This window comes from Streptococcus sp. Marseille-P7376 (assembly GCF_902460385.1).
Lineage (GTDB): Bacteria > Bacillota > Bacilli > Lactobacillales > Streptococcaceae > Streptococcus > Streptococcus sinensis.
Genome location: NZ_CABPTS010000001.1, coordinates 43,284 through 56,697 on the forward strand (window position 1 = coordinate 43,284; position 13,414 = coordinate 56,697).

8 protein-coding genes and 1 CRISPR repeat array (1 of these 9 running past the window's edge) are annotated in these 13,414 nt (G+C 43.7%); of the genes, 1 reads left to right on the forward strand and 7 read right to left on the reverse strand.

Features of this window, described 5'->3' with window-relative positions; all coding sequences use genetic code 11:
* Positions 1–263 precede the first annotated feature (263 nt).
* Positions 264–1,490 (forward strand): peptidase T, encoded by a 1,227-nt coding sequence (gene pepT / locus FZ952_RS00225; protein WP_148880157.1) that lies wholly within the window; start codon positions 264–266, stop codon positions 1,488–1,490.
* A 187-nt stretch (positions 1,491–1,677) separates the two neighbouring features.
* On the opposite strand, the gene FZ952_RS00230 is transcribed toward pepT, so the two are convergent.
* The 7 genes from FZ952_RS00230 to FZ952_RS00260 form a co-directional block, all read right to left on the reverse strand.
* Positions 1,678–4,953, reverse strand: a complete 3,276-nt coding sequence (locus tag FZ952_RS00230; protein ID WP_148880158.1) for a pneumococcal-type histidine triad protein — start codon at positions 4,951–4,953, stop codon at positions 1,678–1,680.
* 9 nt (positions 4,954–4,962) lie between these two features.
* Positions 4,963–5,901 carry a metal ABC transporter solute-binding protein, Zn/Mn family gene (locus tag FZ952_RS00235; protein ID WP_148880159.1) on the reverse strand — a complete coding sequence of 313 codons (939 nt, stop codon included), beginning with the start codon at positions 5,899–5,901 and terminating at the stop codon, positions 4,963–4,965.
* Between the two features lie 315 nt (positions 5,902–6,216).
* Positions 6,217–6,555, reverse strand: coding sequence for an ATP cone domain-containing protein (locus tag FZ952_RS00240; RefSeq protein ID WP_037617483.1), 339 nt, complete (start codon positions 6,553–6,555; stop codon positions 6,217–6,219).
* Positions 6,556–6,573: 18 nt separating this feature from the next.
* Positions 6,574–7,080, reverse strand: a complete 507-nt coding sequence (locus tag FZ952_RS00245) for a GNAT family N-acetyltransferase (protein ID WP_262366303.1) — start codon at positions 7,078–7,080, stop codon at positions 6,574–6,576.
* A 337-nt stretch (positions 7,081–7,417) separates the two neighbouring features.
* Positions 7,418–8,746, reverse strand: a complete 1,329-nt coding sequence (gene brnQ, locus FZ952_RS00250) for a branched-chain amino acid transport system II carrier protein (protein ID WP_148880160.1) — start codon at positions 8,744–8,746, stop codon at positions 7,418–7,420.
* A gap of 646 nt (positions 8,747–9,392) precedes the next feature.
* Complete coding sequence (locus FZ952_RS00255; protein ID WP_148880161.1) at positions 9,393–11,165, reverse strand: ABC transporter ATP-binding protein; 1,773 nt, start codon at positions 11,163–11,165, stop codon at positions 9,393–9,395.
* Between the two features lie 9 nt (positions 11,166–11,174).
* A complete protein-coding gene (locus FZ952_RS00260; RefSeq protein ID WP_148880162.1) occupies positions 11,175–12,911 on the reverse strand; it encodes an ABC transporter ATP-binding protein in 1,737 nt (578 codons plus the stop codon).
* 227 nt (positions 12,912–13,138) lie between these two features.
* Positions 13,139–13,414: a CRISPR direct-repeat array (repeat unit 29 nt; unit sequence GTCTCAATTCCTTATAGGTAAGGTATAAC); it runs 384 nt beyond the window's last position.

A 13,414-nucleotide genomic window follows, 5' to 3' on the forward strand; every position in this document is an offset into this window, starting at 1 on the left:
CTACGAAGAAAATACAAATTTAATAATTCAGACATTTTAACAATTGAAAAACAAAAATAAAACAGAACGGACTGCTGCTCTCCAAAACTGAAAAATAGTTTGCGACTTCATCTTTTAAAGCCTTCCCTGTGAAATTCATATTTTTTAACGCTTATATAAAATGGTTTTTAAGACGTTAGTTAGAAGCGACAGCAGTAAAAAATATTTCTCACCTTTCCCCAATTATGCTAAAATAGATTTGAATAAATGAAAGAGGAGTTTTTATGAAATACCCTAATCTTTTAAACCGTTTTCTGACTTATGTTAAAGTCAATACACGCTCAGACGAGACCTCCACTACTACTCCCAGCACCCAGAGTCAAGTGGACTTTGCGACTAATATCCTCATCCCTGAGATGAAGCGGGTCGGCTTGGAAAATGTCTACTACTTACCTAACGGCTACGCCATCGGTACTCTTCCTGCAAATGACCCAAGTTTCACGCGCAAAATCGGTCTTATTTCTCACATGGATACTGCAGATTTCAACGCAGAAAACATCCAGCCACAGGTCATTGAGAATTATGACGGCGGTGTGATTCCGCTTGGGCAATCCGGCTTTAACCTAGATCCTGCTGACTTTGCCAGTCTCCATAAATACAAGGGCCAAACCTTAATTACGACTGACGGAACAACCCTTTTGGGAGCAGACGACAAGTCCGGTATTGCTGAGATCATGACCGCTATCGAATACCTGTCTGCCCATCCAGAAATCAAACATGGAGAAATCCGAATTGGCTTTGGACCAGATGAGGAAATCGGTATCGGTGCTGATAAGTTTGACGCAGAAGACTTTGATGTAGACTTTGCCTACACAGTAGATGGTGGCCCTCTAGGAGAACTCCAGTACGAAACCTTTAGTGCTGCTGGAGCAGAATTGACCTTCCAAGGCCGCAATGTCCATCCAGGAACTGCCAAAGACCAAATGGTCAACGCTCTTCAGCTGGCTATTGACTTCCACAACCAGCTACCAGAAGCCGACCGACCAGAGAAGACTGAGGGCTACCAAGGCTTCTACCACCTGATGAACCTGACCGGGACTGTCGAAGAAGCTCAGGCTAGCTACATTGTCCGCGACTTTGAGACAGAGGCTTTTGAAAATCGCAAAGCTGCTATGCAGGTCATTGCTGATAAGATAAACCAAGAGCTGGGTAGCGAGCGCGTCATCTTGACCCTCAAAGACCAGTATTACAACATGAAGCAGATCATTGAAAAGGACATGACACCGATCCATATCGCCAAGGCAGTCATGGAAAGTCTGGACATCCAGCCGATTATTGAGCCGATTCGTGGTGGAACTGATGGCTCAAAAATTTCCTTTATGGGCATTCCGACACCTAACCTCTTTGCTGGTGGTGAAAACATGCACGGTCGCTTCGAATATGTCAGCCTAGAAACAATGGAACGTGCTGTCGATACCATTATCGGCATCGTCTCTTATCAAGAAAAATAAACTTTAATGAATATAAAAAGCGAACACAGCTAATCTCCCACGAAATTAGTATGTTCGCTTTTTCATTCTATTTTCCTAATTCTGATCCAATTTCCAGAGTAAAATTTATCCTTGTTGAACCTACTCCAACACATTCTGGAACACAGAAGTTTTCCTGAGAGACAGCATTGATTAAACTGCCTACCTCTTATTGTCCTGCTACTTCATTTGTTGAAGGATCTTGAACAGAAGACTGATCCGACTTTTCTTGCACGGTATTGCCCCCTTGATCTTTTGATTCTGGAGCAGTGCTATCAGAGACTGCTTGATTGGGACTGATGCTTGCTGAAGCTTGAGTCTCACTTGACACCTTAGCAGAAGCAGCTTCCATAGATGTTTCAGCAGATTTCCCTGCTTCGGAATCTTTCTCTTCAGATTTACCCGCATCAGAGACTGGTTTTTCAGCTTTGTCCGGATGTTGAAGACCTTCGATAAAAATCTGAACTTCTGTAAGCAATTCCTCTTTATTGACCTTGTTATCCGCAAGCTTATCAAATAAAGCTTCTAGCTTAGTAAATACTTCATCTGAAGCATTTTGTTCCTCAAGCAACTTATGGGCAGCCATAAGGAGGACATAGATTTTCTTATAGAGCTCTTGGTCTTTCGGACTGCTTTCTGCTTGCTGAGCTTTGATGGTCTCAACCATCTTAGCCAATAGAATCTTGCCATCTGCTAAAATAGCTTCTCTATCCTTGCTAGCTGCTTGAAAATCAGTTTGGAGTACCGTTAATTGATTCTTATAATCTTCCTGACTAGCAGAATCTTTGATTCTTTCTAAAAGCGTTTGCCCTTGCTGGAAGAGAGCTTGAAAAGTTTCATCCGGAATCTCTACTTTTGGCTGCGGTGCAAATTCACCGTACAATTCTTTCAAGAAGCCATAGATAGCTGTTTTGTAGTTTTGATCATCAGTCTTTTCTGTATCTAGAATTGTTTTACCCTTTGCTGGAGCCGTCTCACCACTAGCAAGAGCTTTATCAACTTCTAGCTTCGTCTGATAGAGATCCAAGAACAAGGCTTTCAAATCAACCGCTTCGATAAAGGCTTGTGACTTGTAGAGCTTCATAGCTAAGTCTGCAACTTTTTTACGAAGCTCTGGCTGCAATCGTGCATCATCGACGGCTAGATAGAAGGCCTTTAGATATTCAACAGAAGTTACCCCTGTCCTGTCTTGATAATCTTGAAGACTGGTCAGCAGTTGATCGATTTCATTTATCTTAACTTCATTTTTCTCAATCTTTGCCATCTGTAAGTCACTGAGCAAGGAAGTCTTATTGACATTGTAGCTGTCTGTTTCCAGACGTTTGATTTTATCGACCAGTTCCTGATATTTTTTATCTACTTCCGTCAGCTTCTCAGTTTGAGCGCTCTTATCTACGTGAATATAGTGCTTATCAAACTGCTCCAAACTAGCCAAATAGCCAGCTGTCGAATTACTTGGCAATTGCTTCATGGTTTCTACAAAGTTTCCTAAAGCAAGCTCAATTCGACGCTGCATCAACAGATCGTCAGCATAAATCGCTCGACTCGCTGTAAGCAGAGCTTCCACTTTCTCTAAAACAGGCTTTTCACTATAAGCACCGGCTTGATAAGCCGATTGTAAGGCTGGCAGTTTATTCTTTAGACCTAAGTCAACACCTTTAGACTGTACACGAATGTAATGATTGTGGTCCCCATGGGGAATAACAAACTGACCATTTTCTACTTGAATGCTGTAAGGCGACAAACCTGAACGCAGAGCCGTTGTATAGAGCTCATTTAAAAAGTCCAGCTCAGGATTCCCAGTTTCTAAAGGAATACGGACATGCTCTTTTCTGACAGCATAAGGGTGGATATGAGTCGGGTCATAAGCTTGATCTGGATTGTTAAAGACGAAGAAGCCTTTGGAAATCTTAATCGCTTCGCGCGGAACACCATAAGTCTTGGAGATATAAACCATCTTTTCCTCATCACTGGCATCGCGAGAATAGCGATCATATTCTGCGCTGACTGGACTGGACTGGCTTGAATGTTTTTGCTTAGCCAAGTTAGCTTCTGCTGCTTCAATTTGATCTGCCGTCAAATCCTTTTTAAAGAAGTAATGAGCATGACCTCCATGTTGGACAACATAACCTTCCTCATCTTTTGAGATGACAGCTTCCGCATGAAAACCATGGTCGTGCTCAGGCTGAGACGGTAGCTGAGGCTTCAAAGCTTGCAGAGGATCTCCCAGCGGCTGATAGGTATAACCTATAGGAATCAAGCGGGCAATCCGCCCTTCCAAGTCTGACAGTTTGTCATAAGGAATGAAATGATGGTGGTCTCCGTGTGGAATAACAACCCCCTTGTCTGTCCGGCGACTGATTTTCAGCGGGTCAAATACTAGGCCATCCCCTTCATGATAGCGCTGAGACAAGGGCAGGGCATAGAGTTGCTGCAGCAAACTAGGGAGGGAGGGCTGAGATGGTTGAGACGGCTGGAGCGGATTGGATGGACTTGGCTGAGTAATCGCTGAGCCAGGACTTGGCTGCTCAATCTTTGAATGATTTGGCAACTGTGGACTCGGATTTGACACAGCCCCAGCCTGACTGCTAGTACTATTCTGATTCCAATTATTAGAAGAAGCGTAGTTAGGCGGATTCACCCGTCCGCCGGCCTGTCTACTATTCCAGTAGCTCTGAGCCGCCGCTAATTCTGCTGGCGACAGCTCGCTCTTCGGGATGTAGTGAAAATGTCCGCCATGCGGCACGATAAAAGCATCGCCAGTATCCTCGATGACGTCAGAGGGACTGAAAGTATAACCATCATCCGTCCTATATCCCCCTTGACCTTGGTAAGAAACTCCTGCAAGATCTGCGACTGTCTTTCCCGCAGCTAGGGACTTGCTGGGCTGGCTGAAATCTCGAGTCCTGCTTGATTTTGTAGTGGAGGATTTGCCACTATCGCCTTCTTCCTTGGTCTTATGCAGCTTCTTCTGCTGGGCAATCTCCTCCACCGAACGGACATTGCTGGTATGTTTGGCATCCTTGAGGTAGAGATAATACTTCCCCTCCACCTTGATGATATAACCATCCTTGACCTCATTGACAATATCTGCCTCCTGCAATGTATAGTTAGGATCTCGGATAATCAGCTCTTCACTGATAATAGCATCGAAAGGCACCTTGCCATCAAAGTAATGATAATGGTCTCCGTGGGAAGTGACATAGCCCTGATCTGTGATTTTCACGACAATCTGCTCCGCTTCAATACTTTCCTCGTCATTGATTTGGTCAGATGTCAAATTTTTATTTTTATCCGTCTTGTCGCCCGAAGTCTTGTCCTCAATATAGGCTACTTGGTTATCTTTGGTCTGGGGTCGGGATTGAGCTTGCCATTGGATGAGCTCATAAGTTCCGAATCCGAGAGCTAGGACAGCGACAGAAGCAAGAAAATATTTCTTTTTCATGATTCTCCTTTATTCTTTCAAATCTTTAGCTAAAACAGCTAGATTTTCTTCTAAATTTTCTAAATAAGACAGTTGATTGGTTGGGTCTGCTTCCAGAGGATTCAGCTCCTTAATTTTTACACCAGTCGCCTTGACCAAAGTCTGGGCGATTTTCGAGGAAGCATTGCTTTCCACAAAAATGGTCCGCACCTTATGCTCCTTGACAAAGTCTTCCATCTCTGTCAGCTGGCGTGGACTAGGCTCCTGCTCTGGTGAGATACCAGCAATGCCCAGCTGGGTCAGCCCAAAACGCTTGGCTAGATAAGAAAAGGCTGTATGCTGGGTGACAAAGGTCTTGTTGGATACCTTATCAAAAATCTTCTGGTAACGCTCGGTCAGCTCCTTGGCCTGTTCTTGAAATTTTCGAGCATTAGCCTGATAAGTATCTCGATGGTCGCTATCCAGCTCCGACAGCTTGTCGGCAATAATCTGAGCTTCCTCCGCAGCCTTCTGAGGATCCAACCAAGTATGGGGATCATAGAGCGACTTCTCATCCACTCCCTGCCCTGCTTGGACATCTTCCAAGCCTACGACCCGATCCAGCTCCATACCTTGAGAAGCCTCAAGGACCTGAACCTTAGAATGCTGCAAACTCGGATTGAGCTCGCCTGCCCAAGACTCCAAAGTCCGGGAGTGGTAGACAAAGACATCTGCATCATAGATAGCTGCCACGTCATTAGCTGAAGGCTCAAAATCATGAATGCCGCTACTAGACTGAATCATGCGCACATCATTCAGGTCCCCCGATATAGCCTTGACCATAGAATAGATAGGATAAAAACTCGTCACAATCTTCAAGCCTTGGGATGGATTAGCGTTGCCAGACTCCTTCTGAGACTGACAGCCCAATAGACATAGGGCCAGAGCCAGCAAACTTAGCCAAGTTGCAATTCTCTTACTTTGTTTCATAAAATCTCCTTGATTATCATTAACCAGTTAATTAACTGGTTAATATCATACACTTTGTCAATATTTTTGTCAAGTTTTTTTGAAAAATATCCAAGAAAAAGAGGAAGAAGGACAGTAAAAAGAGAAGATCAGTTTGATCCTCTCCAGATTTTAGCTTTTCTCTAATCGCTACAGTTGACAATGAGGTGCAACAACCCATCGATTCTCACTTCCCTCGCTCCTATATTTTCAGATTCGAGCTAAATAGCGTTGATACCCTCATTTCAGACCAAGCATCACCTACGTCCCACAATACAGTTGTATGAGGAACTACTTTTATCGGATCTGCTCAAAATGCAGATGGACAGCGATATGGTCTCCGTAGCCGCTACGCTCCAAATCACGCTGCAAGCGGTACGAAATGTAATGCTCAGCAATGGTAATGTAGCCCGCTCCCAAAAGACGATTCTCTACCATGGACTGAATCATGCTAATAGTCGCGCGCTCTACCTTGGCTTCTTCCAAATCTAAAACAACTTTTTTAGTCACCAAAGCCAGATTTTGACGGAGATCGTCCGTCAGAACATACACAGTCTGTGCTGCCTTCAAAACAGCTTGATAAATCTTATCTGGGTCAAATTCAACAACTTCACCGCTACGCTTAATAACTTGCATAAATGCTCCTTTTTATTTTTAAATATTTCTGAAATAGTGTAAATCCCTGGCCTGACTACTATCAATCCAATTTTTAGTAGCATTTTCAAAGCCAAAGCCTTCTTTTTCGTAGAAAGAAATACCGAGAGTATTTCCTTCGGTCACTGTGACAGCTTGTTCCACAGCTTGATGTTCCGATTTTTGATAATCCGTTAAGGTACGGACCAAGGCATGACCAACTCCCAATCGTTGAGCTCGAGGCAAAACATAGAGAACATAGATATTAGCTCTACCGTCCTCCCCCATACCGCCTCCAATGCATCCGAGAGCTTGACCATCTACTTCTGCCAGCCAGTAGCCATTCCATTCAGGAGAGAGCTCGGTCAAGTCCTTTACTAAGCGCTCTTGACTGTAAAATATTTCAAAAACTCGCTGGATGTACTGAGATGAGTAGATTTTTTGATAAGTGCTCAGCCAAGTTTCGGTACAAATGTCCTGAATAATCTGCCAATCCTCTTCACTGGCTTTACGTATAAGCAGCACCATCACCTCCAGACCTCAAAGCTAATGATCACCTTTTCATTATACAATCTTTTTCATTATTTTTCAAAAGAAACTCCCTATCTGCATAATAACCAAATGATGAAAAACAATCACAGCAACATTAGCTCTTATAAACAAGTTTAATTCCCCCATTTTACTGATTCAGCACAAAAACTGGAAGAACTCCCCAGTTCACAACCATTTTCCCATATGCAGATTATCCTCATTGCTGACCTCTATTCACTAAAAGCCATTAATATTATGCTATTTTTAATGAAAAAGAAAAATCCAGCGAATATCGAAATTTCACTGGTTTTTTAAGAACTTAGATTTTGCAGAATCAATCTAGCTCAAAACGCTCACTCTTTTGTTTATTTGGCAGAAAAAGTGAAAGAATAATACCTGCTATGGCTGGGAGCAACCAAGGAAGAGAGGCTCCGGCAAGAGGCAGAGAATTTATCATATTCTCTAGCCCCTTTATTTTAAACTGGGGCGCCAAAACGCTGGCCGCAGCAATCAAAGCAACTATGGCAATCGTAAACTGCATCCCAGGTTTCGAAAGTGGCAAAATTTTATTAACAATCATAATCATAACAATGGTAATCGTAATTGGATAAAGAATCATCAGAACTGGGAGTGAATACTGGATAATGGCATTGAGCCCAAGATTGGCTATAACAAAGCCTATCAAAGTAAAGACAGTCGCATACACTTTATAAGATAATTTAGGAAAAGTATTATGGAAAAACTCACCAGTTGAGACAATGAGACCAGCTGTCGTTGTAAAGCAAGTCACCGTTACCATGACCGCTAGGAAAATCTGAGCCGCTGGACCAAAAATTGCCTGAGTTGCTGAGGAAAGAACAGACGCTCCAATATTCGCCCCTTGAGGCAGTTGAGCTGTATCAAGCGGGAAATGATTCCCCAAAAATCCGAGGCCAACATACAGGACGCTAAAGCCTATGGCTACGAGGATACCAACCACCCAGATTGTTGAAACATATTCTTTTCTATTTTTAAATCCGAGCTGGTTTAGGGTCGCTACAGCAACCACACTAAAAGCAACTGAGGCCAGAGCATCTAGAGTGTTGTAGCCTTGAAGGAAACCTGCGCCAAAAGCAGATCCAGCATACTCAGCAGTAGCGGGCTGGGGAGCAGCCACTCCATATCTGAACGCCCCAAGAACAACCAAAACGACAATCAAAATCGCGAAAATTGGAGTCAGATAGCGGCCGATACTGTCCAAAATCTTTGATGGATTAAGAGCGATGATATACGCCAACACAAAATAAATTGTGGTGAAGATAAAAAGCCAAATCGTATGAGAATCTGCCGGCAGCATTGGCTCAATTCCGACAGAGAAAGCTGTTGTAGCGGTCCGTGGAATGGCGAAGAAAGGACCAATCGAAAGGTAGAGAACCACAAGATAAGCAATTGCAAACCAAGGAGCAATTTTTTGTGAAATTTCATCCATATAACCTTTAGGATTCGAAGTTCCGACAACCAAAGTCAAGATGGCAATCCCAACTCCAGACAAAACAAACCCTGCAATCGCTACCCAAAATTGAGGACCCGATTCCAACCCAAGCTGAGGGGGGAAAATTAGATTTCCAGCTCCAAAAAACATTCCAAATAAAAGCAAGCCTGTTAAAGCACCCTTTTTAATCATTAGAAACTCCTCTCCCACTTTAAAATGCTTTTCCATTATAACTATAAACTCACTTTTCTGCAAGATATTTGGATAAGTTATACTGAATAAAAGGGATTTATAATACAAAATATGTTTTAATACGAACTTCATGAAATTAATTTTGATTTAAATTGAATATTTAGAGAGCATTTTTTGATAATCGCAGCTTTTTCAAGGATATAGCACTTCTCTTTTAAATTTTAAAAACTTTTTGTTCGTTTTATATCGAATCGTTTTCTTTGTTCAAAATGTTTTTATGATGTACTAGGAACATAATTTTACGCTGGAGACTTTCTGTTGCTACACTTATTTGCTTGTGTTCAAGAAATTACCTACCTTTTCATCCTCTACTGCAACTGGTCTACATATTCCTTGAACTCTTACTCCTGCTTTCGTTCAGCTCAGGAGTCAATCCCTTATTTTTACAAATTTAAAATATATAGCTAATCATCAATTTTTTTATATGACAATTGCTCTAGGCACCACACGACGTGGAACTGTCCTATCGTAAAACCAGATAGATATGAGTTTTCTTAAACATTCCCCACCCAAATCTCAGTCAAATTCTTCAATATTTTTCGTCATTTTTAAAAGGAAACTCAGCTGAGTTTCCTTTTATATATATCTAGGCTTCTTTCTTGTCTGAAAATTGGCTCATATACAAGTCATGATAGAATCCCTTGTCGGCCAGCAGCGACTCGTGATTGCCCTGCTCAATGATTTGTCCATCCTTGAGCACCAAAATCTTGTCTGCTTCTTGGATAGTGGACAAGCGGTGAGCAATGACAAAGCTTGTCCGCCCCTGCATGAGAGTTTTCATGGCTTTCTGAATCAACAGCTCCAAACGAGTATCAACTGAAGAAGTCGCCTCGTCCAAAATTAGAATCTTAGGATCGGCCAAGAGAGCCCGTGCAATCGTCAGGAGCTGCTTTTGCCCTAGCGAGATATTGCTAGATTCCTGATTCATTTCCATATTGTAGCCACCTGGTAAGGTGCGGATAAAGTAATCTACATTAGCTGATTTGGCCGCTTCCACAATCTCCTCATCGGTAGCTTCAAGGTTACCAAAGCGAAGATTTTCCTTGATAGTCCCTTCATAAAGCCAAGCGTCCTGCAAGACCATACCAAATTGCTTGCGATAGTCTTGACGGGATAGCTGGCGAATATCGTGGCCGTCTACGCTGATAGAGCCCTTGGTCACATCGTAGAAACGCATGAGCAGGTTGATCAGGGTCGTCTTACCAGCTCCAGTCGGCCCGACAATAGCCACCATTTCACCAGGCTGAACTTCCAGATTAAAGTTGCGAATCAGCGGCTTGTCTGCCACATATTGGAAGTCTACATCTTTGAAGCTGACTTGACCAGTCAAGTCCTTATCTAGCTGGATAGTATTATCCATGACTTCATCTGGCTCATCCAAAATCTGGAAAATCCGATCCAGCGAAGACTTGGCACTCTGGAGCTGACCTGCCAGCTGGGTAAGGTTTTGGATAGGTTGATTGACCTGCCAGACGTACTGGACAAAGGCTTGCATATTCCCGATAGTTAGCTGACCAGCAATAACCTGCAAACCGCCTACCAGAGCGACGATGAGATAGGTTAAATCAGAAATCGCATTAAGGACGGGCATCATGAGCCCCGAGATAAAGCTGGCTTTAAAGCCGACTTCCTGCAAATTTTGAGTAATAGCTCGAAAATCCTCAGCCGAAGTCTCTTCCCGACCATAAAGCTTGAGAACATTAAAACCTGACAGATTTTCCTGAACGAAGCCATTCATGGCTCCCAAAGCATCTGCCTGCTTCTTAAAGTAAGGCTGGGATTTTTTGAGGATAAATCTAGCTCCCATATAGGTCAGAGGAATGCTGACGATAACGATCAAGGCCAGCTGGACATTCAGATAAAGAACCATCCCGATGACCAAAATCAGGGTCATGACGGCATTGACCACCTGCAAAAAGCTTTGTTGGAGAGCATTTGAGACAGTCTCCACGTCACTAGTGAAGCGCCCAATCAAATCACCGAACTGGTGCTTGTCAAAATACGAAACAGGAATTTGATTGATCTTATGACTCAGCTCGTTGCGCATGTCGCGGACAGTGCTCTGCACAGCATTGGTCATGAAATAGTTAGAAAAGTAAGAACCAATCTCATAAAAGAGGGCACGAATGAAGTAGAGCAGCATGATCCAAGCCACATAGCTGCTATTGATGGCTGCACCGGGTACTCCCTTGGCCATATCCAGCAAATTTTGCGTCAGCTCTGTGATAGCAAGCCCTAGGACAAAAGGCTCTAAGACACTCATGACCACGCTGACAATCTTGAGGAAGACTGCAAGAAGCACGGCTGCTTTATAGACTTTTAGATAGCCCCATAAGCGGACAAAACTATTTTCTTTCATCTCTTCCTCCTATTCTTCTGTTAATGATTGGCTATTGAGCTGGGAATTGGCGATTTCGCGATAGATGGCATTATTTTCCATCAGCTCCTCATGCCGGCCGCGACCCACGATTTCACCCTTGTCTAAGACAATGATTTGATCCGCATCCATAATGGTTCCGACCCGCTGAGCCACGATAAGAACCGTTGCATCCTGTGTCACTTCCTTGAGTCGGCGGCGCAAAGTCGCATCCGTCTTGTAGTCCAGCGCCGAAAAGGAATCATCAAAGATATAAATATCCGGCTCCTTGACAACCGCACGCGCAATGGACAGCCGTTGCTTTTGGCCACCCGATAGATTGCTACCGCCTTCAGCCAAATGCGTCTCGTAGCGTTCTTCTCTGCTCTCGATAAAGTCGCGAGCCTGAGCCACATCTGCTGCTTGATTGAGCTCTTCAGAGCTAGCATCTTCCTTACCATAGCGGATATTTTCAGCGATCGTCCCGGTAAATAGCAGAGCTTTCTGTGGAATAAAGCCAATCTTCTGACGGAGAGCCTTGAGCTTATAGGCGCGGACATCCACACCATCCACCAAAATCTTGCCCAAGGTCACATCATAAAAACGCGGAATCAGCTGAACCAAGGAAGACTTCCCAGAGCCTGTTGAGCCGATAAAGGCGATCGTTTCCCCCGGTTTGGCTTGGAAGGAGATATTATGCAGGACAGGATTTTCTGTCTCACCTGGATAGGCAAAGGTTACATTGTCAAATTCCAAATAGCCCTGAGTCGCAGTTTCCGTGATCCCATTCTCATTTGGATCGATGGAAATCGGCATATCCATGACTTCCTTCAGCCGTTCACTAGAGACCGCTGTCCGTGGATACATGGTAAAGAGACTGGACAGGAGAAGGAAGGACAGAAGGGCATGGAAACTGTACTCGATAAAGGCAACCAAATCCCCGATTTTCAACTCGCCGCTGCCTAGTGGTTTCAGGGCAAACCAGACAATAGCCACAATCATGGCAATGATAATCTGCACAAAGAGAGGCTCTGTCAAACCTGTCAATTTAAAGAGACGGTTGGAATTGTCCGCATAGATTTCATTTTCATTAGCGAAGCGCTCTTCCTGAAATTCCTCACGAGCAAAGGCTCGAATAACCCGCAGACCGGTCAGATTTTCCCGAGCATACTGGTTGATCTTGTCCAGCGTCTTCTGCTGCTTTTCAGACAGGGGACGCGTCTTGACCGCCACATACCAGACTACGATTGCCAAAAAAGGCACTGAAATCGCCACAATCCAAGCCATGGACGGACTGGTCAGGAAAATCATGAGGATGGAAGACAGCATCATGATAGGCGTGATAGCTCCCATTTTGAGTGTTTGCTCAGCAAACTGCATAAGGACAAAGGCATCACTGGTAATCCGCGTCACCAGCGAAGAAACGCCGATCTGCTCGTACTCATGATGGGAATACTCCTGCAGCTTGTCATAGAGATCATTCCGCATATCCCGCACCATGCTGGTCGTTAGTTTCCCAGCGGCATAGGAAAGGACGATCCGCCCCAAAATCCCAAGGATAATAACCAGCAGCATGATAAAGCCCCAGAAATACAGGCGTTCCTGATCGCCCTGGTTAATCCCTTCGTCAATCATGCGCGCCAAAACCGTTGGCAGCCCTAGATTGACCACTACAAAAAAGATGGCCGACACAAAATCCAGTACCAACCACTTGGGATAGCGTTTCAAATAAGACCAAATGTAAAGCATAATCCCTCCATTTTCTATAACAATAAAAAAGCACTGAAGAGTACTTTTCTTGATTATCCATGTAGGGGGCAACAGCTCCGCTACAATCTCTAACTGCTACTAGTATAGCAAATCATGACAGAAATTTCAAATATTCCTACCAAACAAAAGGCGAACAAATTCTCATGCTTCCCAGCAGACATGAATTTGCTCGCTTTTTTGGTGCCTTAGAGACAGACAAAGACACACAGCCAATTCCCTATAGGTAAGGTATAACCGGTACACAAAGAAAATAAAGTTGTATACGACAAATAGTCTCAATTCCTTATAGGTAAGGTATGACACCATCTCGATCATTAAGATGCGGATGATTCCGGGTCTGTCTCAATTCCTTATAGGTAAGGTATAACACACAAATTGTGCCGGTAAAGACACTATAGAAGGTCTACACAAAGACCTCGTCTCAATTCCTTATAGGTAAGGTATAACTTTCTGCGCGAACAATCGCCTCGAGGAGCAACCAA